The sequence below is a fragment of the Candidatus Neomarinimicrobiota bacterium genome, assembly GCA_041154365.1.
Lineage (GTDB): Bacteria > Fidelibacterota > Fidelibacteria > Fidelibacterales > Fidelibacteraceae > Fidelibacter > Fidelibacter multiformis.
The window spans coordinates 2,057,500-2,081,956 of record AP035449.1 but is presented as its reverse complement, the minus strand read 5'-3'; the positions used below and the strand labels follow the sequence as shown (position 1 = coordinate 2,081,956).

Below are 24,457 nucleotides of genomic sequence, written 5' to 3'. Positions count from 1 at the left end.
TAACGCATGGATCATTTATTCATTGGATTCGATGACAGAATGTTTATAACTTGATTTATCTATTATAAGGGATTAATCATGAATGGAATGGGAAAATCAATGCTTTATTTAGTTTTTTTGGCTTTTTTAATCGGATGTTCCACAGTATCTGAGACGTCGGCGGTTCTTCCCAAAACACTTAATTCGGAACTCACTCTTTTGTCAACCCAAATAAGTCAGAGTTTTTCAACAAACAGCAAGACAGACATTGCAATTGTGGAATTTTCTGATATTGAGGGAAGAAATACGCATTTGGGACGCTATATCGCGGAAGAATTAACCACGCATCTTTATAAAAGCGGTCATTTTAATATTGTTGAACGGCAGATGCTGCATAAAATCATGAATGAACAGGAAATGTCCCTCATTGGTATGATTGACGAAAACTCTGCTGTCCGACTGGGACATCTACTGGGTGTTCAGGCCATTGTTTCGGGAAGTCTTACAGATTTGGGGAGAAGTGTGAAAATCAATGCCCGTCTGATTTCATCCGAAACAGGACAAGTCTTTTCAGTTGCCTCGGTAGAAATCCCAAAAGATGAAACGGTTTCGAGACTTTTAGACTCAGTACAACCCGTGACTCAGGTAAGCGAAATCAGGTCGTTACCAGAAAATACATTTCCAGATATACAGACAGAGGTGGATGGTATACTCTTTAAAGTCCTTTCGTGCGAAAAGAAAGGGAATGTCATCAAATGTCATTTACAGGTGATTAATCAGGATACTCAGGACAGGGATCTAACACTATGGTTTCTTCCCACCAATGCCTGGAGTGACACTGGAGAAAAGCTTGGTCTGGTTCAGTTGATTTTTGCCGGTCAGCGGCATCGAATGCGGACTGCTGACGGATGGGGAGGATCCAGTAGAAATGGAGGAAAGCTAATTGCAGGAATCCCTACGACTATGGAAATCATATTTGGTGAAACTGCATCTGACGTTCACTCACTCTCATTGGTTGAAATAAAAGCAAACAATACGGTTGTCAGATTGAAAGATATACCTGTTCAGTAGAAATAGCCGTTCGATGTGGTGACCAATCCCCAGTGAAATGAGCGCAGCGTATTTCACTGGGGATTAACCCACTTGTCACTCGTGACGCGTCACGAGTCACTATTCAGTCGACAGTCGGCAGTCAGCAGTCGACAGTCGACAGTCCCCGAACGTCATTCTGGCTTATCGGGGCAGGCTTTATCGAAAGTCGGGAAACAGTAACGAGGTACGGGTATCGAGGTGCGAGAAGAGACGCAAGATTTCATGGTGTGGTTTAGGTTAATTGGGGAAATTCTCGTTACTCGGCCCTCGCTACTCGCTACTTATACCAGCAGTTGGCAGGATTGGTCAACGTGTCACGCGTTACTCGTCACGCGTTACTTTTAAGTTGGCAGTCAGCATAAAATAACTCAGGGGCGGCATCACAACCGTCCCTTTTTATTATCCTCTCATTTTAAAATGACCCTGTTATCCCCCGGTAACCCTCGCCTTTTTCCTGCATGTAGGAAATTACAGAGAAAAACACTCGCCGCGGCCGAGATGCCATTTACCCTTTCTCTCATTCCTGATGCACTCCTTTCACAATAATTCCTCCCGGGATACCTGAATCAAACAAGCCCACAATCACAGCCAGATTGTCTGTGTAGCGTGCCCGTCTTACCCATAACATATTATTCCCGTATAGTTGAAGCAGATCTGTCATTATTTTAAGACTGCTGCCATTGTAGTGTACGACAACAGACTCCGGAGAAATAAACAGAATGTCATGATTCCGCTCTCCGCGGACCTGATTTCCGGTTGAATAATAATCGGTTCTCAACACCGTTGATTTGACGGGATAATAGTGATAGATGTCCGGGATGATTTCATAAACCAGCATGTCCACTCCACCGGGATTGGCATAGACTCTTGAGTCTGTTACTGTTAAAGTGTGCATTCTTCCATAATTGCCATTTTCCGGGTTTCCCCCATAAGTAGTCGTCGTATATACTATATTCGGATTGCCTTCTTCAATATGGAGAAATACACCGTGACCTCCCAAGTCCCCCATGAGTGTTGCCCCGGCAACAAACACATGTTTTCCGTCCGGTGTCCCGTCCATGTCTTTCAAATCCACATCCGTCCCGCTCTCCACCCGGCGGAACCGGCTCCCGTCGTAGTGGACAATGCGTCCATATCTGCCTACAAACCAAACATCATTTGGTGAAGCTCCCCAAATAGAACCACCAAGCCCTCCTGGTATTATTCCCATTTCTGTTAAGTGGTAGTGAGTCCATGATTCTCCATCCCAATGAATTGGATAACTTGATAGTACCCAGATATCATCTTCTGCAAAATACCAGATACTGTATAAATCAAGAGTATTGCTGTAAATACCCATAAATTCCCATTCCGAACCATTCCATCGAGCGGCATTATATTCACCATCCGGGGTATTTATGTTTCCCACAACCCAGATGTTGTTTTCATCCACAATGGCCACATCATTGAGGGTTGACCCGGCATCTCCCAGGGTTTCCACGGTCCATGTAAAATCATGGCTGGTGGTATCCAGCGTGGTAACGGCGATGGGATCGGACCGGTCTTTGTCCCGGCCGTCTTTCATATAGCTTATGTGATAGGTATAATCCGCCGCCGGCAAAAGTCCCGTATCCCGGATATAACCGCTTTGTCCGCTAAGTGTCTCTGTTACCACCAGACTGTCATCCCGGTAGAGTCCGCATGTCCACGTTTCCGGCACCCCGGAAGCCGTCACACGGAATGTGGCCTCCACACAGACCACATCTACCGCTTCAAGCGCCAGTCCGTAATCCTCCGGCTCCGGGCTGAAGCAGGCGGTGATGAGGAAGGGGAGAAGAAGAAGAGGGGATTTTGGAAAGAAGTTTTGATGTTTATGGTTTTTCATCGGTTACCTTATGCGTTATTAATAAACAGAGAATAGTTGTTTAAAAGCACTGTGACCATTAAAAGTCCCGCCAAAAGACATATTCGTTTACCCATGGCACTGTCTCCTATGCATTTCTTCCATATAATTATCGAACTCCTCGAAAAACTACAGCCCGAAAACTGCTGCCCGTAGCTCCGGCAACAAATACGTGATTATTAAAATGATAAATACCAAATGAATAGCCGTCCAGGGATAATTCGGGATAATTTCTTACGGTGCTGCCGTTATAGTGATATACTTTATTCCAGTCTCCTACGATAAAGAAATCGTTTATACTGTTCCCATGCATATCAAAAGAGAATAAGTCATGATTAAACAATGAAGTATGCTGATGCGGATTTTGCTGATTTAAAAGATAGGTGCCGGAATTACTACCACCCCATACCGAAACGATAAACCCTTTTCTATCCGGAACCCAGACCGTATTAGGATTATTATAATTATCTTTAAAGAAGGGGTGATCAAAATCCCAGACAACCTCCCAGGTTTCCCCCTCGGAATAGAGAAGCACTCCCGAACCGGCTACCCAGATCCGGGTTTGCCCCGTTTCAGGATCATATACCCCGTCGATATCCTTTAAATCCGCATCCGTACCACTCTCCATGCGTCGGTATTGGGATCCGTCATAATGGACAATGGTACCCTTGTCACCCACAAAATACAGATTGGTGGATGATGTCCCCCAAACTTTTGTTAGTATTCCATCATTAGGACTTAATACACCCATGTCCCATAAATGATATTTACTCCAATTCATCCCATCCCAATGGTGTGGAATCCCACTTACCATCCATAAATCATCTTGTGAAAAACCTAATATATAATACATGGGTGGATTAAGATCTATCTTATGCAATTCCCACTTAGTACCATCCCAGTGAGCAGCATTAGACTTATCCCCGGTATGAACATTTGTGATGATTTCGCCCACAACCCATACATCATTTTCACTGAAAGCGAATACATCCCTCAGCATACTGCCGTATTCTCCCAGAGTATCGATCTCCCAGTGAAAATCATGACTGCTAAGAGGCAGGGTTGTAACCGGGACAGTGTCACCGGAATCCACAGGCTCACTGTTTTTAATTCCGTATACCGTGTAATAGTATTCCGTACCGGGTGTCAGGGATGTATCGGTGATCAGGGTATCCCGGCCGGAGAATTGCCCTGTAAACCGGTCCTCATTGTTTCGCCGGATCAGATAATGAAGATCTTTCACAGTTTCTTCTACAGACAGTTTGAGCCAGACGAAATCCGTTCCCCGGTAATCCACGTCCAATTGAATAGACGGTACCGGTTCCGGACCCGTGGAATGATCCCGGCATGCAGGTAGAAGGCACAAAACGATCAGGAATAGTAATAGAATGCAAGCCGAATATCTGTTCCCTGATGTAAAATGTGTGAGATTAGGCATGAAACGTCCCTGTATACTGCTTTATGTGCAATTTAGATGAGAATCGGATGGGAAGCAATGGGGAGAATAAAGAATTAAGAATTAAGAATGATGAATGATGAATGGAATGATGAATTGGGTTTGGTTCGATAGTTGTTGTACAAATTCTTTATGAAATATAATAGAACCATGGATTCCATAAAATATATCTCATGATTGTTAAATTATGCTTGATTTTACTTCCCCCCCTTAAGTACATTAAATTAGATACGGGATTGGCATCCAATGAATAAAGAATTTGTAGATAGGTCCTTTGAATTAGCCCTCCACAACATGTGGAATGGGTTGGGATGTGACCGGTGGACAGACTCTGCTTTACAAAGACCGTTCCGTTTAATGGAAGTTATTAAAATCTAACTGGAATTGATTATGAAAAAAGAAATTGGTATTTATCTGATGATATTCTGTTTCATATTGTGTGACAATGTCTATCCAAAGAGTCCTTTGAATTTACAGAAGATCGCTACAATTCCCGGCTATGCTCCGGGAGACGAATTCGGCTGGCCGGTTAAAAATGTCGGTGATATTAACAATGACGGTTATCCTGATCTGGCAATCGGATACGGGCGTTATCCGGATTGTCCTGATACAAACAGAACAAGTTGTAACCGAATCGATATCTATTATGGAGGTGATACCCTGGATATAAATCCCGATCTGACTTTTTGGGATGCAATAGATATTTGGGGCAATATGGATCTTAACGGCGATGGATATATTGATCTGGTCGCTCGATATTCCACAAATTTTGACATTGGCATGATTAAAGTCTTTTTAGGATCGGAGAATGGTCCGGACACCATTGCTGACTTTACCCGTTATGGAGAATATTACTATCATGAGTTTGGCCGTGAAATAGCCAGTGGAGATATCAATGCCGACGGGTACGATGATCTGGTTGTTGCCGCGCCCTTTGATGATATAGTCGCTTATGGAAGAGTGTATGTCTTTTTCGGTGGGGATCCATTTGATCTCGAACCGGACTGGTATTATCAGAGCGAGGAAGAATTCGCTTGTTATGGTGAATCCGTTGCCTGTGGTGATCTGAATGCCGATGGCTATGCCGATTTTATGGTGGGTGCTCCATTTGACCTTGTGGATAAGCCCGGCAGGATTTATATCTATTCAGGCGGTGATACGTTGACAACAACGCCTGATTTTCTTTATGAAGCGCCCAATCCTTATTCCTATCTCGGTAGAAAAATGGAATACGTATCTGACTGGAATGGTTCCCCGTATGGAATGATATTAGCTGGTTGGATTATCACCGAAGGTTATCGTACCGATGTTCTCAAATTATCCGGATCAGCCGTATTTGACAGTCTACATACTGAAATAATATATAATAATTACGATCCTTATGATCAGTCTTTCTTTATTTGGTTTGCCCAAGGATATTTTAACAATGATGGATATAAAGATATCATAGTTTCAGGAGGATCAGGTGAATCAAAAAAGATGTATTGTTATCTAGGTGAGAGTGATCTTTTTAATCCGGATACTACAATAGCACTTGACGATACGAATGCTCTTTCATTTTCTCTTTCAAATTCTATCGATCTAAATAACGACAAAACCGATGAGTTGATCTTTTTAAGAAGAATAGATTCCGATGATCCATATACTCGGATCTATAATATAGATATATATTCCAATAATCCATTTCCGGTAAGCAATAGCGCTATAGACAGGCATAGCGATTCGTACCAACCGAATGGTTTTACGTTAAAACCTAATTATCCAAATCCGTTCAATAATAGCACAAACATTCATTTCTATCTTCCTCAAGCAGACCAAATACAAATAACTGTTCATGATATTTTAGGGCGGGAAATTGCATTGTTAACGGATTCATTTTATCAGCCTGGTACACATACATTGGCATGGAATGCCCAAGAACTATCATCAGGAATTTACTTTATCAAGATACACGCAAGGGGTGAAAATATTTTCCAAATACAAAAAGCGGTGTTAATAAAATGAATAAATATGATAGAAAAGTGAGGTCAAGTTTTCAGCCAAAGAAATTCTTGCTGAAATGCTAAATGGCAGTGCCCTTCAAGAGTCATGATAAGTAGAAAGATTTGAGCAATTTGATGGGATTGAATGCTATTCTGTTTATCAGAGCGCAGTGTACATTTGGCGATCCAAAAAAGGAGGGCTCAATCATGAAATCAATTAAAATATTTACAGTAGTTTTTCTAATCACCGGACTATTATTTGCCCAAGAGATACTTTGGCAAAGAATCTTTGATACAGGAGAGACAGATTATGCAAGAGGAATATCAACGGATTCTGAAGGAAATATTATCGTAACAGGTCAAAGTTCTCACGAAGAAAGTGGCGGAAGTTGTTTTACAATTAAATATAACTCTAATGGTGATACACTCTGGACAGAGTGGTATGATACTACCTTTTATAACGGTGTATACGCTGTAACATCAGATTGCCTCAATAATATTATCATCGCCGGTTATATTTGGACAGATTCGACGAACACCGATATACACATTGTCAAATACGATCCCGATGGTAATCTAATCTGGACTCAGACATACGCCAATGGAGAAAATGTCGGGGAATTTTGTTACGGTGTGGCTACAGACTCAAAGAATAATATTATTGTTACAGGGACAGTACATTACAACTGGGGCGATTACATCACGCTCAAATATGACTCGAACGGCAACCTTCTATGGAAGAGAGAGTATTACGGTGATTGGGAAGACTATGCCCAGGATGTTACAGTTGATAATTCTGATAATATTATCGTGACCGGTTATTCTGACAGCGATATTAACTGGGACTGGTGTACGATTAAATACAATTCCGATGGGGAAACCCTTTGGATCAGGCAGTACGATGTCGCCGAAACAGACTGGGCTTTTGGAGTTACCACTGATAGAGATGAAAATGTAATAGTTGTCGGTGAAACCCATCAACTGCTTCCGGGAACGGGTGGTTGTTCAGCAATGGTAGTAAAGTATTCAGCGCAAGGCGATACACTCTGGACAAAGATATTCACGGATACTCTTCAGTACGCCGAAGTTGTAAGCTTTGTCGATGTTGTCACCGATGATTACGGTAATATTTACCTGGCTGGTGAATACTTTTATTGGAGTGATACAGGCACAAGCAATAACCGAAGTGATTATTATATAGTCAAATGTGATTTAAATGGAGATACTCTGTGGACATTTACCCATGATTATGACAATGAAGATGAGGTAAGCGGTATAACCTTAGATAATGAAGGAAACCTCGTTGTGACCGGAATAACAAATCATATATATGGAAAGAACAAATACGACTTTTTAACAATAAAGTTGAAAGACAAAGGAGTAGATAAAATTGATGAAATTCCTTTGTTACCGGATAATTTTATATTGCATCAAAATTATCCCAATCCCTTCAACGTATCGACAACGCTCCGGTATGAAATACCAAAAGCAGCATGGGTAAAAATCACACTGTATGACTTATTAGGCCACAGTGTTAGCGTTTTGGTCGATGAATATCAGCGACCGAGGGCGTATGAAATAGTCTGGGATTCCGCTGATTTTTCAAGCGGAGTGTATTTTGTGCAAATGACAGCAGGCACCAATATCACAACAACAAGGAAAATGCTGTTAATGAAGTAGAAAGAAAGGAGGAGATTTAAAATGAAATCTTTAAATGTAATATTGATAATCATTCTTTGTATCGGAGTATCCCTATCAGCGCAGTGGAAGAGTATAAGTGGACCGGAGGATAGCCCGGTTACTGTAAATGTTCTTGATGATGATGCAAGTGAAACAGTCATAGAATTCAATGTCGCCGGTTATAATGAAAAAAGCATCAGTATTGAAAACAATTCATATTTGACATTGTCAGTGCCGGAAGCGTCTATTTTTCTTGAAAAGGGATACCCGGAGCTTCCGCGCGTCAACCGTAGTATCGTAATTCCGAACCAAGCCAAAATGAGTATTGAAATCGTTGAAGCGATATATGATACGATGGACGGCGTGCTGATAGCACCTTCCAAAGGGAGTCTCCCCCGCTCAATCGATCCACAGACGGTTCCATATACGTTCAGCGACTTCTATGAAACCAACACATTTTGGCCGGAAAATATTGTTGAACTTTCATTACCGTTTCTTCTTAGAGACATGCGGGGTATTACCGTGCGATTCAATCTTTTCCGTCACAACGCAATGAGAAAACAGTTAATCGTATGCAGACATATGGTTGTGCGTGTCTATTCTGACGGCATGGACGATGTGAATGTGAAACAAAGCCAGACAACCCATCCGGGTTATGATTTTGACAAACTCTATCAGAGATTTTTTCTGAATTATTCGAAAGATGATGCGAAATCGCTTAAGAAAGCCGCTTATGATGACATTGAAGAAACAGGCAGAATGCTGATTATCGCCGCCGATGATTTTTATGACAGCATGATTCCATTAAGAGATTGGCGAACCAGGAAAGGGTACAGGACAACACTGGTGAAATGCTCGGATGTAGGAACAACAGATGATGCTATTCAGGACTATATTCAGGATATGTATGATGAGGCTGGAAGTGTCACATATATTCTTCTGGTGGGTGAAGGTTCAGATGTACCATCAAAGGGAGTACCATATTTTGATTATCCATACAGTCCTACTGCTCCAAAAGATCCCAAATATACATATCTTAATGACGATCCTGGTACTATAGAATATCCCGATGCATATATTTCTCGACTATCTGCTGAAAACGTCGCTCAGGTTGAAAACCAGGTGAGACGAATCATCAAGTATGAAACCGATCCGGCTTCCGGTTCGTGGCTCCAGAAAGCCTGCGGGATTGCCTCCCATCAGGGCAGTCTTGCAGATTCGACACGCTGTAATTGGCTGAGGGATGACTTACTTGGATATGGTTATACCACAGTGGATAAACTCTATGATATTACTTCAGCAGCGCCCATAACAAGTGCTATGAATTCCGGTCGAGGAGTGGTTAATTTTATTGGTCATGGAATTGAAACAGAATGGGGATTCAATTATCCTTATGTTTGGCCATTATTTTCTATTTCGGATGTGCAAAGCCTTTCGAATACAAATTTGTTACCATTTATCTTTTCAGTTGCCTGCGAGGTTGGTTCTTTTCCTGATTATAGCACTTGTTTTGCGGAAGCTTGGCTTCGCAGTGGAAGCGCAGACAGCCCCACCGGCGCTATTGGTTTCTATGGCTCCTCTATCGGTCAGCCATGGGTAGAGCCGTGTGTTGTGCAGGCAGAAGCTGTGGATTTATTAGTTGCTGATGACAAGATCACCATTGGTGGCTTGTGTTTTAACGGTTCATGTAAAATGATCGAAGATTATCCTTCTACCGGGCCTGGTGTTTTTAATACCTGGCACATTTTTGGTGATGCCGCAACCCATGTATGGACCGATACACCTTCGGAATTTGCCAATGTCACTGTTTATGATGATGGTGAAATCGTGTATGTTAACGCGAACACAAGTGGTTGTGATATTTGTGTATCCAGTGGCAACAATGGAGAATATTACCATTCAGTGGTTCACAATGTAAGTAGTACTGGATTTGAAACGCCACCCCGCCCGCTTTATATTACTGTGACAAAACACAATAACATTCCCTACACCGCCGTCACCGGCGGAAATTTCACCAGTGATGAAACCTGGTTTGGAAATTTGCATCTGTTAGGGACTGTCACGGTATCGGGTCATGGTTCCTTAACCCTTCTCCCCGGCACCCGTATCCAGATGGACGGATACTATACCATTGCAACCTATGACAATGCCTGCCTGATTGCGGAAGGAACAGAGGCGGATCCCATCCTGTTTACATCCACAAGCGGGACAACACCTCAATCCTGGAACCGTCTCTATTTACGAACAGACAACAACAGCCTGAAATGGTGTGAGATAGAATACAGTGATTGGGGAATTCATGCAATAGGATATCCGTCATCAGGGACTGTTATTGAAAACTGTACTCTCCATGATAATGATCAGGGTGTCCGAATTGAGCAGAATACATGTGATGTTATCAACTGTGATATTTATGATAACAGGCATAATGTTGTAACGATCAATAATGCTCAAGTCAATATCAGTGGCACTCATATAACAGATGGCGGACGAGATGGCATCTATAGCGCATCCGGTAATCTTCTGAATCTTTATGGAAATGTGATCGAGAATAATGGGACAGGAGGTACCATCACCCGGAACGGCCTTCGCACCGGATATGGGGATATCGTGTATGTCGGTAAGATAAGCTACCCAAACTGGCAGGGGTATAACACTATTCGCAACAATTATCAAAATGAAATATATGCATCCAGTGGCCTTGGTGGCATTCAGGTGTTTTTTAGTTCAGTTCACGATAATAGTGGATATGAGATATATAATGCTTCTGTCAATAATCCATCTATCCAATCGATGTTTTCGTGGTGGGGCGAATTTCCACCGAATAGTAACCAATTTTATGGAAATGTCTCCATCACAGACGAGCTTGAATGTCAGCCTGCCTGGGAAGGGCAGACATTTTCCGGTCAGCAATTCAGTAAATCCGGTGTTTTACCCGCTGAAGTCATGACTCCGCAAGAACAGATTACTCTCCTGAAACAAATGATCCTTGACGAAACAGAAGCCGGACAGGCAGATTCCGCCCTTACAGCTCTTTTCAACATCATTCGTACAGATTTTGTGACGAATGCATATCATGAGAGAGATGGCTTTTTTCAGTACTTATCCTCAATTTATAATTCAGAAGACATGAGTTCAATCGGGGAGCGGGCATTGAAGTATATGATTCTCTGGAAGACGCTGGAAGGTGATATCTCTGAAGCCGTTCGATTGTCAGAAATTGCATTGGAAGGTTTTGATCAAGAAAACCGGCAGGAAATCATGGCGAATCTTTCAATGCTCTATGCGTATTCGGCTCAATTTGATAAAGCGGAAGAGATGGTGGCTCGTTATGAGAAACAGTATGGTCATGATACATCCGGAATTGAATTTCTTGTGACTGCGATTGCTGATTACAAAACAATGTATCTTGAAGAACAGAAACTGTATAAAGATGGAATTGCACCTGATTCACATCCGAAAGATTCTCAATTACCTGAAGAATTTGCCCTTTGGCCAAACTATCCCAACCCCTTTAATCCGGCAACAACCATCCGATATTCACTTCCGGAAGCAGGCCATGTTATCCTTTATATTTATGACATTACCGGCCGGCTGGTGGAACAACTCGTCAATCAAAACACACCCGCCGGGTTTCACACCGTCACCTGGGATGCATCCCTTTATAGCTCCGGTGTGTATATCGCACGATTAAAAGCCGGGAGTTCTATTAAAACACAAAAGATGGTATTGATGAAATAAGTCGACAGTCGGCAGTCAACAGTCGACAGTCGGCAGTATGTGTCAGGACTGCAATTCCGGGAGATACAATTAGACATCCAAATAATACTTGATTTAGTATTTTTATATCATTACTATTAATCAGACATTAATTTAAAGGGGCAAAGTGATGAGATATGCAATCTGTTTATTATTTGTTTTGTTTTTTATTGGTTGTAATAATGATAATAATTACCCACTACAAAATAATGAAGTATTACAGTTTCATAAAGAAGGGAATGACGATTATTTATATCGTACTCCTTGCGTTAATAATGATTTTCCCTCCAGAAGCATGATAAATGATCCTATGATGTCAATGTCGTGGACGGAATGCGAACACCAGGGTGATCAAACCATAACTTCTCTTGAAGGCGGCAGACTATGGGCTGCATACAACACGTGGATTGATTCATCCTTAAGATATCATGCCTGTGGTGAAGATATTCCCTCAAGTACTCCTCCCATTCGAAATTTCACCAAGTTATCCGGAAGCAATCCTTCGATGAAATGGGATTTTATGTGGTCGCATTATTATATTATTAAGCGGAAAATTAATAATGGACCCTGGACAACAATATATATCGATACACTTACTGATATTGATGGACAAGCTCAACAGATCAGAAACAACCCGCCGGATACTGTTTTTACTGATACAGAAATAAATGTAAAAAACATCATTGGGTATGTGTATTATACGATATATTCTCAATTAGGAGACAATAGTAACTATATGTCAGCCGGAAGAACTCTGGTGTGGCCGGATATTCCGGTCATTGACAATATTGAGGATTAACAAGGAGGCAAAAATGAAAACGATAAGATTTGTCACAATTCCGGTTCTCCTCATTCTGTTTACATCATATCTCTTTTCTGCAACACTTCCGGATATTATGCAGTCCGTGAATACAGATAACCTGGATTATCATGTGCGGGTTCTTTCAGGCGACACCACGGCCATGATCGGGGGGAGCGAACAACAGATCGAAAAACGCTATTACATTTTAACTACGACGGTAAAAGAAGAAAACGATGTTCCTCTGGCAGAGCAGTATCTGACGGAAACTCTTGAATCATACGGATATTCCGTGACAGCCCGCCCGGTAGATTTAGATTTGGATGTCAACGATCTTCTGATCGTTAAAGAAGGGAGTCAATATTCTGATTCTTATGTCATGATGACAGCCTTTTACAACGGGATTGAGTGCTGGGCCCACCCGTCCATTGTGAATCCTTCGGCAGATATGAATGCCAGCGGTGTGGCAGCCCTTCTGGAATGTGCCCGGATCCTCAAAGATGTTGAAACATCCCACTCTGTTCTGTTTGCCCTTTGGGGAGCACAAGATGCTAACTCATTCTATAAATACGCATGGCCTGAGAATCCGTATATGGATCACATTATCTTTAACGTGGATGTGGAAGCCATCGGTTTTGATACTCTGGGCCTGAAGGAAATCAATGCGCAATATGTGGAATATCCCGAATACATGCCCGTTCAGGAGCATGTTCTGAAACGACTGGAAACGGTTATCAGTATGGGTTCAGTTGATCTATCTATCGCACGATGTGTCAATTGCGGCGGTTATGGGCAATTATGGAGGGTGGTTCCCTCGATTTCTTTTACCCAGACAATCGACAATCCGGACACCACCAACCCGTATCTGGTTCTGAATCCCAATATGGATGGCCGGGGAAGCGACCGGATCGACTTTTTTGACATGCCGGTTTTTCATGACCGGGCTAAAGCGGTTGTGGGACTGGTGGCGGATCTGGCCATGAACGGTATCCCGGATGATTTACCATCAGGACCTTCACAGATTGGCCCCGCTATGCTTCCGGAATCCTACAGCCTGCTTCCCAACTATCCCAACCCCTTTAATCCCGTGACACATATAACCTTCGGCCTCCCGTCAGAATCCAGCGTGATTCTCACCGTTTACACTGTAACCGGAAACTTTGTGACCAACCTGGTCCATGATCGGCTTTCCGCCGGTTACCATTCGGTGACCTGGGACGGTTCCGAATACAGCTCAGGAATCTATCTTGTCAGACTTGTCGCCGGAGATGTTGTGAAGACACAAAAGATGGTGTTAATGAAATAAGTCGACAGTCATCAGTCATCAGTCGTCAGTCGGAAGTCCCCGAACGTTATTCTGGCTTATCGGGGCAGGTTTCAATCAAAAGTCTGCAATAAATATGACACAATCCAGGGGCGGCATCACAACCGTCCCTTTTAATACCCTCTCATTCTAAAATAACCCCGTAATCCGCCGGGGAACCCCACCCTTTACCCACATATAGGAATATTTAGTCCAAAAACCACGCCCCTGAGCCCCCTTTCAGGGGCTTTTTTATATCCCCCCGTTTTTCATCCCCCATCCTCAAAAATGCCCAGAAAACCCATGACATAACTAGAGTGAGCATGGGTGAATACTGCTCCTGCCAAAAACAACCCCCATAACCCCCAAGAGGAGCGAAGACGATGAAAACGAAAACGGGTGAGTCCGGAGAACTGAAACCAAAGAACACACATCGGAAAGGAGTTTATCATGGCCTACATGAGAAAAGTCAAAGACAGATACTATGGATATTATAAAGGTGAGTGCGGTAAAGAGAAATGTGTCTCACTGAAAACATCATCCCTTACACTGGCAAAACAAAGACTCAAAAATGTGGAGGAACTGGAATATCAGATCAAACTCGGCATCACGGAAGATCCCCTCGCAGATAAAGCATCCCTGTCCGGCAACACCCTGTCCGACATGGTATCCCTTTTCCTCAAATCCCAGGAGAACCTGATCCAGAAATCCACACATCAGCGGTATAAAGATGCGCTCAAAGAGCTGATCCGCATCTTTGGGAAGGATAAACCCCTGGATTCCTTTGTGAAATCGGATAATGCGGTTCTGATGAAGGGATTACTGCATGCAGAGCGGGTGAATCCTAAATCCGGAAAGATCGAAACCCGGTTTACACCCACAACCGTGAACATCCTTCTCCGGGGAATCCGTCGCTTTTTCAACTGGGCGGTGGAAGAAGAGTATATCGATAAACTGCCCTTCAGGATAAAACTGCTGAAGATCGACAAATCCCATCCCAAGTTCATGACGGATGAGGAGATCAACCGGCTTATGAAAACTGCAGGAAAACGTCCCAATGCGAGAGATGCATTCATCATTTATCTGAATACGGGCATGCGACTCTCGGAACTGCAAAACAGTGAACTGCTTCCGGATGGGAAACACCTTCGTATTACGAATACCAAAGGCCGGCAGGACCGGATCATTCCCATCGATCCTGAATGGGTGGATTTGTATAAGAAAGTCCGGGAAATCAATCTCTCCACAGACTACCTCTCTCACAAGTTCAAGCACTTTGCACGGGAAGCCGGACTCTCTGAAGACTACACTTTCCACAGCCTGAGACACACCTTTGCTGTGCGTCACTGGATTGAACACCGGGATATCAACCTGACCAAACAGGTTTTGGGACATTCCTCGGTTGTCGTGACTGAAATCTACACCAAGATCCCCATCGACTACCTGAAGAATGTCATCAACATCCGGAACCAGAAGTCCTGAACAGAATCCGGGGTTTTGCATGGGATGTTTCCTGTGATAAGCCCCGGTAATTCAGCATAAAAGTCCAACAATTTGGGGTGATAATCTGAAAAGTTAACGCTATGTTAACGGTATGAGCGTTTAGAATTCTTCTTGTACGTTGATAATCAACTGTTTACAGGTATGCATCAGTAAGACATTTTAATCAATAAAACTACAGGCCACGCTACGTTTAATCCGGAGTAATACTCATTTACTAAAAGGGCATGTTTTCATAACTCTCTTTCTATCAGCAGGTTAATCATTGTAAAGATGCCTCAAAAAGTTAACGGTATGTTAACGGTTTACATGATAAAACCCTGCTAAAATTGAGCAAATTCGGCACTTTACAGGGGGTAAAAAACAAGCCCCCGGAACGACTTGGAGGCTTGTAATGTGTTGATATTCAGCGGTTTATCTTCGTACGCCACCAGGGAATCGAACCCCGAACCAACGGATTAAGAGTTCTGGGATAATATCTATAATTGTTTCATAATCAATGACTTACAATTGTATTAAATATTTGTTTCCGCTATGTTTCCGGTTTGGTTTATGTAAAGTATTCTCTTTATGTATAAGAATATTACGTCTATCTTAGCCCGTTTTCACCATTAATAATAAGGCTTTTAGTCCTTCATTTGCAATGAATCATTCCCCGCCGCACACTGCGGTACAGGGACACCTTTAACCCATAAAAACTGGAGGTCATTATGACACAACTTAGCACCATTCCGGATGACCTGCTCATTCAGGAATACAAAGACCGGTTCTACATCAGGCCGGGAAAACAGATCACCAACCCGCTTCAGGCTCAGCACCACCTGGCGTCTTTCTTTGAAAAGAATGAAAGAGAACGCTTTGTGGTCGTGTATCTGTCCAGCTGCAACAAGGTGATCAAAACGGAAGTGATATCCGAAGGGACCATCAGCAAAGCCCACATCTATGCCCGGGAACTGTTGAGAAAAACCCTGGATCTGAATGCGGCTGCCATCATTGTCAGCCACAACCATCCCAGCGGCAACCCGGAACCATCCCGGGAGGATATTGAACTCACCCGCACACTCAAGGATCTGTTGAAACTGATGGAAGTGGCGCTTTTGGATCACATCATCATCGCAGGCGATCAGTACATCAGCTTATCAGATCGCGGCTATATCACGTATTAACCCTGGAGGCTCATCATGCGTAAAGACATCAAAACCGTCCTTATGGAGCGGGATCACATGACCCATGAAGAAGCAGAAGATCTCATCAACGAAGCCATGGACGACTTCGCGGAAAGACTGCTTCACGGAGACATATCATCTGCCTCGGATATCTGTATGGATTACTTCGGCCTGGAGCCGGATTATCTGGAGGATATGATTGAGGGGATGATCTGACATGTAAAAGGTCCGGACCTTTTTCAACATATAACACCCGGGAGTGAACTGGAAGACATTACGGTGAAAATTACAGTCCGACAGGATGTGGATAAATCTACTTGAAAGCGGTAAAGGAATCGTTTATATTCAAGTTGTTACTTTTGCTGAGGGAAAATTATTCAGCGATACACTGCTCATTGACAATAAGGGATTGATAGCCAACACGTTACAAGGATCAAAAGCGTGCAAAAAGGGTCAAAAACAGGGCAAAAAACGATGTTTCACCGGGCCAAAACAGCAAAATTAAGCCGAAGTCGACATGGCTTAAACTCAGTAAAAACAAGAAATTAGAAAGAATTTGCTGTTGAAGTGCCCATTCCATTAAGACAAGGATTGAAACTATGCAATTCCATCACAGCACTAAAGATAATTTTAGTTGAAGTGCCCATTCCATTAAGACAAGGATTGAAACCACTAGTATCATCATTGTCTACATTAGAAACATGCCATGGTTGAAGTGCCCATTCCATTAAGACAAGGATTGAAACAGATCTTCATTGATCTTGATCTGATCAAGTTTCACCTTGTTGAAGTGCCCATTCCATTAAGACAAGGATTGAAACACACCTCCAGCACTGACGGAAGGGATTGGCTTAAATATCAGTTGAAGTGCCCATTCCATTAAGACAAGGATTGAAACATAACAGATCCTTTAGGATCATGCACCGGTACCATGTTGAAGTGCCCATTCCATTAAGACAAGGATTGAAACCCTGTAAGCTGGACAAGAGTTGTCAGTGCTTCTGCACTCTCGTTGAAGTGCCCATTCCATTAAGACAAGGATTGAAACTATAGGCTTTTATATACAAAAGTTAGAACATAAAAAAGTTGAAGTGCCCATTCCATTAAGACAAGGATTGAAACAAATATGACTCTTGCGTCATATCCCCCTTCTTATTGACGTTGAAGTGCCCATTCCATTAAGACAAGGATATTTCCTCGCTTCGCTCGGGAAGTTGGTAGTTGGCGCCGCCTTGCGGCTTGTAGAGACACACTTAAGACGAGCAATCCAATCATTTAATCGGATATTGAATGCCAACTAAAATGGAGCTTTTCACGTTGAAGGTGTTATTACAAAGATAGATGTTATTTATATAGTTAAAAGGTTACTTGCCGATTGCCGTTTCGAGCCCCCGGGGTACCCATCTAACGAACCGCCGCATAAGGCTTCAGTTGCTCAACCGTCTTCGGTCCGATCCCTTTAATCTTCTGTAAATCATTCAGTGATCTGAAGGGTCCATGAACCTTACGGTAAGCTATGATCTTGTCCGCCGTCGCCGGTCCCACTCTCGGCAGTTGCATGAGTTCAGACCTGGATGCAGTGTTGACATTGATTCTAGCTTTACCGGCCAGCTTCTCCTGTTTGGTCTGGTAGGCGCTGCTGCTACTTGAATAGGTGGATGAACTGCGAAAGCTCCACTGGCTCACATTTACGGTTGATTCAATCTTTTCCTCAATGGCATCATCCAGTGCATAAAAGAAGTCAATGCCGGTTACTCGTTCCACTTCGTCAATTGTCACAGCATAACCTTGGAGTGAACGGCCCGATTTCATGTTCGGCAGGATAAAGCCAATCCCTTTCAGCTCCGGTTCCTTATAATCCAGAATAACCTTGTAGTAATACTTCGGGATTGACACTTGATTGGGGCCAATAGCGGGATATGTACCTGTGAGTACCGGTCCGGTGACAACATAGATCTCTTCATTATCCGCCGCCCAGTTTCTGACGGCACCTTCCAGCTTTTTCCAGATCCCCCGGTTGAAACTGGGATGCTGGGGTGACATATTGGACATGTAAAAAGATTCACTCATGGCCACAGGAGACCATTTGAAGTCAGCAGCAGGTGCGAGGTGTCCCCGGTCATACCCCGATCCTTTATAATCTGCCAGTGAAGCGGATCCGGTCTTGACTTTGGAATCCGACCGGAAATCATCAGTCCGGCTAACTGTCCCGGTTAAATGACCGGCGGTTAGTTTATACGCAACCCAGAATGCCTGCTCGTGCTTCTCACTGTAACTCAAGGTATATGTGGTATGAGTAATGACCTGATCAGAATCGGTGTAGAAGGGAAGACCGATGTTCTGTGCATAGAGGACATTGCAGAGAATGGATACGACAAAGAGTGCTAAATATCTCATACTTTAAAGTAATAATCAGTTTCATATATTTCAATAGTCTAATAAAGATGGGGAAGACTCCGCAGCACTTTTACCATCCGATACTTTTAAGTATAGCAAAATAGTAACATAACAACATTCATATAAACTTGCATTTATTCTTGTGAATTGCTAATATTTTTATGCAGCCCGGCACATCCATTAAAGACGTCTAACTCCCTTTTAGATGTGCCGGGCTGTCTTTTTTATTGAAGGTAGTAGTGAAATTCTTCTAATCTTTTATTGACAATAAGTTCACTATTTATTAGAATTCACTTCGTATACCTATGGACTTTACTTACTAACCAATGTTGATTCTTATGATACTGTTAAAACACTTATCAATAACCCGGAAGACCAAGTTTTAATAAGCATTGAGTAAACCATAAACTTCAAGGAGGTAAAAGTGGAAAAGAAATTAGAAGCGCTCCGTAAGTATCTGGAATCTCTACCATCAGGCAAAATAGAAAAGGGACAAGATGTCTTTAAAGTAAAACACTATATTTCAAATTGTTGGGATATATTCAAATACTCTGATGGTAAAAACATAAATTCGGTTATAAATAATAAACCAATTTATAATGTCGTGTGGAATCCACCTGTAATAAAGTTTAAGATTCCTGAATATTACAATAATAGAAGTACTACAAGAGTGGATTGTGAAGAATGGCATCTGGATTTAGATACAAAAATAGCAAAATGTTATATTGGTGGATATATTCAATTGTTGCCCAAAAAGCCAAGATTAAATGTTAAGCCTATAGCTGAAGAATTAGTTCCAATAATTATTAATCGAAAAGAAGATCCTCGTATAGAATGGAAAAAGGATGGTAGTGTAAGGATTAAATTAGGAGAAATTATTACTTCCGATAGGCAATTTAATCGGACAGTTCAAGATCGTCGAAAAAGGTTTAAAGCGGAATTAAATCGTCTATTAGAAGAACAAGGCTGGCATATGCTAAAACCAAATCACTATGCCCAAAACGAAAAGTGATAATTAGATGACTATGTAATGTCATTTTATAACAATTGGATTTAATCGTAAAGAAGAAAAACAGCACTGGTATAAGATTCGGAAGTTTGTTATAATTCATTGCATAATATATGAGTGTGGCTATTAACATGAAGACAATAATTGTAACTTGGTGTTTTGTTAATATGGTTTGGCATCAGAATCATTTATGCTGAATATACCGATTATGATATGACTGATATTAAAGTAAACCAAATAATACGATTTCTCAATACATCAGAGGATTTATACCATCATCTTGTCTTTTTAGTTGGAGAGAGTGGCTCAGGGAAGACTTTCCTTTTAAGAGAAACTTCCAATTACTTCAAAACATCTATAATTAATGTAAATCTGTCAGTTTCAAAGGCTCTCCTTGATTTAACTCCTAAACAACGTTCTTTAAAAGTACCAGAGATTTTATCTGGAATCATTGAAGACGCATCATCACCTGCAATTTTAGATAACCTTGAGATTCTATTTGATAATGATATTAAACAAGATCCGTTTCGTTTATTGCAACATCTTTCGAGAAGATATACTATCCTCGCATCATGGAATGGTTCTGTTGAGAATGGTAGACTTGTATATGCTAAGCCTGGACACCCAGAATTTAGAGAATACAATCCAGAAGATATCCAGTTAATCTGTTTGGATTAGGTACTTCATTAATAAAAATCAAAACATCGGGAGATAAACAGATGAAATACAGGGATGTCATACAGTTTGAGCCAATTGAATCTGTTATCCAGTTACGAGATGCGGATAAAAGCGAAAATGCCCGGCAACTGGTCCATTCATATGTTATATCGGAAGAAATGGCAGAACGGCTTATCCACATAGTAATTCCCCATTTACAGTTTGATCAACCTGTTGACAATAAAGGTTTGTTGGTTGTAGGTAATTATGGAACAGGTAAATCTCACTTGATGTCAGTCATTTCGTGTATAGCCGGTGAATCAACGATGTTAGATGAACTCAATCATTCCGGCGTTCGTGATGCAGCCAAGAGTATTGCAGGGAAATTCAAGGTTATTCGTACTGAAATAGGTTCAACTACCATGTCTTTACGTGATATTATTATTGCGGAATTGGAAGAGCATCTCAATCAAATAGGTGTAGACTTTGTTTTTCCTCAAGCAGATACCATACCGAATCATAAACGTGCATTTGAAGATATGATGAGCAAATTCAATGAAGTTTACCCGGATTCTGGATTACTACTGGTTGTTGATGAGCTGCTTGATTTTCTCAATTCTCGAAAAGATCAGAAGTTAATTCTTGATTTAAACTTCCTTCGTGAGGTAGGTGAGGTCTGCAAAGATCTCCGTTTCCGTTTTATAGCGGGTGTTCAGGAAGCTATTTTTGACAGTCCACGCTTTGCTTTCGTATCAAGCAGTATCCGTCGGGTAAAAGATCGCTTCGAACAAATTCTGATAGCCCGTAGGGATGTCAAGTTTGTAGTAGCTGAACGGTTACTTAAAAAGACTGGCGAGCAGCAGGCCAAGATAAGAGAGTATTTAACTCCCTTCAGTAAGTTTTACGGCAATATGAATGAGCGAATGGATGAGTTTGTACGCCTTTTTCCGGTCCATCCTGATTATATAGATACTTTTGAGCGAGTTTCTACTGTTGAAAAACGCGAAGTACTTAAGACACTTTCACTGGCCATGAAAAAGATACTCGATCAGGAGATATCAGAAGACAGACCAGGACTTATTGCCTATGATACTTATTGGAACAATATTCGGGAAAATCCCTCGTTTCGTGCCTACCCGGAGATCAATGAGGTAATTAAATGCAGCCAGGTCCTGGAGGATCGAATCCGGCAAGCTTTTACACGACCGGTTTATAAACAAATGGCTTTGCAGTTAATCCATGCTTTGTCAGTTCACAGACTCACAACTGAAGACATTCATGCGCCCCTGGGTGCGACAGCCGAAGAACTGCGAGATGGACTTTGCCTCTACCAGCCGGGTATTGAAGAACTGGGTGGAGATCCCGCTGATGACTTACGCTCTCAGGTGGAAACGGTTCTCCGGGAAATCCATAAAACTGTCAATGGGCAGTTTGTATCATCGAATCCGGATAATCGCCAATTCTATCTGGATCTGAAAAAAAGCCGTGACTTCGATGCTCTGATTGAAAAAAGAGCTGAGAGTCTTGATGATTCACAACTTGACCGTTATTATTATGAAGCTTTGAAACGTGTCATGGAGTGTACAGATCAAACCTATGTGACAGGTTACAATATCTGGGAACATGAGCTTATGTGGTTGGATCGAAAAGCTTCCCGACAAGGATATTTGTTTTTTGGCTCACCAACTGATCGATCCACAGCTGTGCCACCTCGAGATTTCTATATCTATTTCATCCAACCATTTGATCCATCATATTACAAGGATGAAAAGAAGGCAGATGAGCTTTTTATACGTCTGATAACTGAAGATACTGAATTTCAAACAACAATTCGGAATTATGCCGCTGCTTTGGATCTGGCATCTACTTCATCAGGGCATGCTAAAACGACTTATAAGTCTAAGTCAGAACAGTATTTACGAGACTTGGTTCAGTGGCTGCAAAAGCACATAACGGATTCTTTTGAAGTCACTTACCAGGGACACACAAAATCATTTATTGAATGGACTAAAAGTAAATCAATCCGTGATTTCAGTCTGAGCACTCATGAACATATTAATTTCCGTGATCTTGTAAATTCAATAGCCGGCATCTGCCTTAGTGCTCATTTTCAGGATCAGGCACCCGAATATCCTTACTTCGCAGTGCATATTACCAGCACTAACCGATCCCAGGCTGCCCAGGATGCCTTACGTGCCATTGCCGGACAAATTCACACAAAACAGGCTAACGCGGTGCTTGATGCCCTTGAACTGCTTGATGGTGATCGGATCGACCCATCTAAATCCAAGTATGCCAAATTCATTCTCAATCAGCTTAATAAGAAAAGTCATGGTCATGTGGTGAATCGCTCTGAACTCATCCAAGATGATAACAGTGTGGAATATATGGATAAAGACCGACAACGATTGGAACCCGAATGGGTTGTGGTTATCCTTGCCTCTCTGGTCTATTCCGGTGATCTTGTCCTTGCAATTCCAGGCAAGAAATTCGATGCTACTGACCTGTCACAGTTAGCTAGTGCTGATATACAGGAACTCACACAATTTAAGCATATAGAACGACACAAGGACTGGAATCTACCAGCGCTTAAAGCAACGTTTGAATTGCTTGGTCTAATGCCTGGCATGGCACAACTTGTCACCCAAAGGAAAGATGAGCCGGTCCAGCAGCTACAGAATTCCATCACCCAATTCCTTGATAGATTGGTCACACAGCAGCAAACCCTGCAAAGTGGTCTTATCTTCTGGGAGGAAAATCTGTACTCAGAGAAAGAGCGTCAAAGTTTGCATATTCAGCTGGACAAAACGAAAAGCTTTTTAGAATCACTTCAGGCATTCAGCTCTCCCGGTAAACTCAAGAACTTTCGGTATGATGTAAAAGAAATCAACTCACATCAAGATAGCCTTAAAAGATTGTCTGAGATTGAATCTATCCAGGAGCTGGTTTCCGATTTAGGTTCTACTGCCTCATATCTTTCTAAAGCAGAGGCCGTAATACCGTCAGATCATGAATGGGTAGTCGACATGAAAAAGGTTCGGGAAGAAATTCTCACCCAATTTAAAGATCCGGAAAAGCGTGCTGCTACAGCATTCAGACAGGAAACCCAGCGCAAGCTGTCTGACCTTAAGAAATCTTATATACAATTATACTTGAAGATGCATACAAATGCACGGTTGGGAGTAAATGAGGATAAACATAAAACCGCTCTCACAAAGGATGAACGTCTGAAAGTACTGCAAAGTTTATCAACAATTGAATTAATGCCTCGCCAGCACCTGAGCGACTTTCAAAATCGTCTGGCTGGACTAAAAAGTTGTTTTGCTCTAACAGGACAAGAGTTAAACACATCACCGGTATGTCCGCATTGTAACTATAAACCCGAGACAGAGCAAGTTGTTGCGCCAGCTGGCAAGGTGTTGAATAACCTGGATGACGAATTGGATAATCTGGTATCCAACTGGACTCAGACGCTGTTATCCAATCTGAAGGATCCAACCATAAAAGAAAACCTGGATTTGCTTAAACCTGAGCCGAGGACGCTGGTCAACGACTTTATAAAGAAGGAAGAGTTACCCGAAGAACTTGACCAGGATTTCATACAAGCCATGAGTGAAGTGCTATCAGGTCTTCAAAAAGTTCCGGTCAAAACAGATGAGATACGAAAAGCTTTGCTTGCAGGGGGTTCACCTGCAACACCTGGGGAGATGAAGAAACGATTCGATAAATATCTGGATGAACTCACAAAAGGCAAGGATCCTGAAAAGGTTAGAATTGTACTGGAATAAGAACCATG

General features: G+C 42.1%; 15 protein-coding genes and 1 CRISPR repeat array. Of the genes, 12 read left to right on the top strand and 3 right to left on the bottom strand.

Translation table 11 applies throughout. The features are described from left to right. Positions 1 to 99: 99 nt before the first annotated feature. The gene (locus strainIA91_RS08885; RefSeq protein WP_400166427.1) at positions 100 to 1,050 is read left to right on the top strand and encodes a CsgG/HfaB family protein; all 951 of its coding nucleotides are present in this window, start codon (positions 100 to 102) and stop codon (positions 1,048 to 1,050) included. 538 nt (positions 1,051 to 1,588) lie between these two features. On the opposite strand, the gene strainIA91_RS08880 is transcribed toward strainIA91_RS08885, so the two are convergent. Then, positions 1,589 to 2,935: a WD40/YVTN/BNR-like repeat-containing protein gene (locus strainIA91_RS08880; protein WP_400166426.1), complete on the bottom strand. Its 1,347-nt coding sequence runs from the start codon at positions 2,933 to 2,935 to the stop codon at positions 1,589 to 1,591. Between the two features lie 127 nt (positions 2,936 to 3,062). After that, positions 3,063 to 4,391 (bottom strand): hypothetical protein, encoded by a 1,329-nt coding sequence (locus strainIA91_RS08875; RefSeq protein ID WP_400166425.1) that lies wholly within the window; start codon positions 4,389 to 4,391, stop codon positions 3,063 to 3,065. A gap of 408 nt (positions 4,392 to 4,799) precedes the next feature. Here strainIA91_RS08875 and strainIA91_RS08870 point away from each other — a divergent pair, with 408 nt between their 5' ends. The 8 genes from strainIA91_RS08870 to strainIA91_RS08835 all read left to right on the top strand — a co-directional run bounded on the left by strainIA91_RS08870 (position 4,800) and on the right by strainIA91_RS08835 (position 16,814). Continuing rightward, positions 4,800 to 6,413: an FG-GAP-like repeat-containing protein gene (locus strainIA91_RS08870; protein ID WP_400166424.1), complete on the top strand. Its 1,614-nt coding sequence runs from the start codon at positions 4,800 to 4,802 to the stop codon at positions 6,411 to 6,413. 185 nt (positions 6,414 to 6,598) lie between these two features. After that, on the top strand, positions 6,599 to 8,071 hold the full coding sequence (locus tag strainIA91_RS08865; protein ID WP_400166423.1) for a T9SS type A sorting domain-containing protein: 1,473 nt from the start codon (positions 6,599 to 6,601) through the stop codon (positions 8,069 to 8,071). 21 nt (positions 8,072 to 8,092) lie between these two features. Beyond that, on the top strand, positions 8,093 to 11,812 hold the full coding sequence (locus tag strainIA91_RS08860; protein WP_400166422.1) for a C25 family cysteine peptidase: 3,720 nt from the start codon (positions 8,093 to 8,095) through the stop codon (positions 11,810 to 11,812). A gap of 148 nt (positions 11,813 to 11,960) precedes the next feature. After that, positions 11,961 to 12,629, top strand: a complete 669-nt coding sequence (locus strainIA91_RS08855) for a hypothetical protein (RefSeq protein ID WP_400166421.1) — start codon at positions 11,961 to 11,963, stop codon at positions 12,627 to 12,629. Between the two features lie 13 nt (positions 12,630 to 12,642). Next, the gene (locus strainIA91_RS08850; protein ID WP_400166420.1) at positions 12,643 to 13,935 is read left to right on the top strand and encodes a T9SS type A sorting domain-containing protein; all 1,293 of its coding nucleotides are present in this window, start codon (positions 12,643 to 12,645) and stop codon (positions 13,933 to 13,935) included. A gap of 447 nt (positions 13,936 to 14,382) precedes the next feature. Beyond that, a complete protein-coding gene (locus tag strainIA91_RS08845; protein WP_400166419.1) occupies positions 14,383 to 15,414 on the top strand; it encodes a tyrosine-type recombinase/integrase in 1,032 nt (343 codons plus the stop codon). 728 nt (positions 15,415 to 16,142) lie between these two features. Further along, entirely contained in the window at positions 16,143 to 16,598 is a 456-nt protein-coding gene (locus tag strainIA91_RS08840; RefSeq protein ID WP_400166418.1) for a RadC family protein, read from the top strand. Between the two features lie 15 nt (positions 16,599 to 16,613). Continuing rightward, positions 16,614 to 16,814, top strand: coding sequence for a hypothetical protein (locus strainIA91_RS08835; protein ID WP_400166417.1), 201 nt, complete (start codon positions 16,614 to 16,616; stop codon positions 16,812 to 16,814). A gap of 345 nt (positions 16,815 to 17,159) precedes the next feature. Further along, positions 17,160 to 17,795: direct repeats of the CRISPR family, unit length 37 nt; unit sequence GTTGAAGTGCCCATTCCATTAAGACAAGGATTGAAAC. Between the two features lie 207 nt (positions 17,796 to 18,002). Here the strand turns inward: strainIA91_RS08835 and strainIA91_RS08830 are convergent. After that, on the bottom strand, positions 18,003 to 18,995 hold the full coding sequence (locus strainIA91_RS08830) for a DNA/RNA non-specific endonuclease (RefSeq protein WP_400166416.1): 993 nt from the start codon (positions 18,993 to 18,995) through the stop codon (positions 18,003 to 18,005). Between the two features lie 424 nt (positions 18,996 to 19,419). On the opposite strand from strainIA91_RS08830, the gene strainIA91_RS08825 reads away from it, so the two are divergent. The 3 genes from strainIA91_RS08825 to strainIA91_RS08815 all read left to right on the top strand — a co-directional run bounded on the left by strainIA91_RS08825 (position 19,420) and on the right by strainIA91_RS08815 (position 24,449). Beyond that, positions 19,420 to 20,007: a hypothetical protein gene (locus strainIA91_RS08825; protein ID WP_400166415.1), complete on the top strand. Its 588-nt coding sequence runs from the start codon at positions 19,420 to 19,422 to the stop codon at positions 20,005 to 20,007. A gap of 210 nt (positions 20,008 to 20,217) precedes the next feature. Continuing rightward, complete coding sequence (gene brxF, locus strainIA91_RS08820; protein WP_400166414.1) at positions 20,218 to 20,682, top strand: BREX-3 system P-loop-containing protein BrxF; 465 nt, start codon at positions 20,218 to 20,220, stop codon at positions 20,680 to 20,682. Between the two features lie 41 nt (positions 20,683 to 20,723). Further along, positions 20,724 to 24,449, top strand: a complete 3,726-nt coding sequence (locus strainIA91_RS08815) for a DUF6079 family protein (protein WP_400166413.1) — start codon at positions 20,724 to 20,726, stop codon at positions 24,447 to 24,449. Positions 24,450 to 24,457: the final 8 nt, after the last annotated feature.

Coding starts and splice junctions, on each gene's coding strand:
- strainIA91_RS08885 (WP_400166427.1), top strand. CDS start 100: ATGCTTTATTTAGTTTTTTTGGCTTTTTTAATCGGATGTTCCACAGTA.
- strainIA91_RS08880 (WP_400166426.1), bottom strand. CDS start 2,935: ATGAAAAACCATAAACATCAAAACTTCTTTCCAAAATCCCCTCTTCTT.
- strainIA91_RS08875 (WP_400166425.1), bottom strand. CDS start 4,391: ATGCCTAATCTCACACATTTTACATCAGGGAACAGATATTCGGCTTGC.
- strainIA91_RS08870 (WP_400166424.1), top strand. CDS start 4,800: ATGAAAAAAGAAATTGGTATTTATCTGATGATATTCTGTTTCATATTG.
- strainIA91_RS08865 (WP_400166423.1), top strand. CDS start 6,599: ATGAAATCAATTAAAATATTTACAGTAGTTTTTCTAATCACCGGACTA.
- strainIA91_RS08860 (WP_400166422.1), top strand. CDS start 8,093: ATGAAATCTTTAAATGTAATATTGATAATCATTCTTTGTATCGGAGTA.
- strainIA91_RS08855 (WP_400166421.1), top strand. CDS start 11,961: ATGAGATATGCAATCTGTTTATTATTTGTTTTGTTTTTTATTGGTTGT.
- strainIA91_RS08850 (WP_400166420.1), top strand. CDS start 12,643: ATGAAAACGATAAGATTTGTCACAATTCCGGTTCTCCTCATTCTGTTT.
- strainIA91_RS08845 (WP_400166419.1), top strand. CDS start 14,383: ATGGCCTACATGAGAAAAGTCAAAGACAGATACTATGGATATTATAAA.
- strainIA91_RS08840 (WP_400166418.1), top strand. CDS start 16,143: ATGACACAACTTAGCACCATTCCGGATGACCTGCTCATTCAGGAATAC.
- strainIA91_RS08835 (WP_400166417.1), top strand. CDS start 16,614: ATGCGTAAAGACATCAAAACCGTCCTTATGGAGCGGGATCACATGACC.
- strainIA91_RS08830 (WP_400166416.1), bottom strand. CDS start 18,995: ATGAGATATTTAGCACTCTTTGTCGTATCCATTCTCTGCAATGTCCTC.
- brxF (WP_400166414.1), top strand. CDS start 20,218: ATGACTGATATTAAAGTAAACCAAATAATACGATTTCTCAATACATCA.
- strainIA91_RS08815 (WP_400166413.1), top strand. CDS start 20,724: ATGAAATACAGGGATGTCATACAGTTTGAGCCAATTGAATCTGTTATC.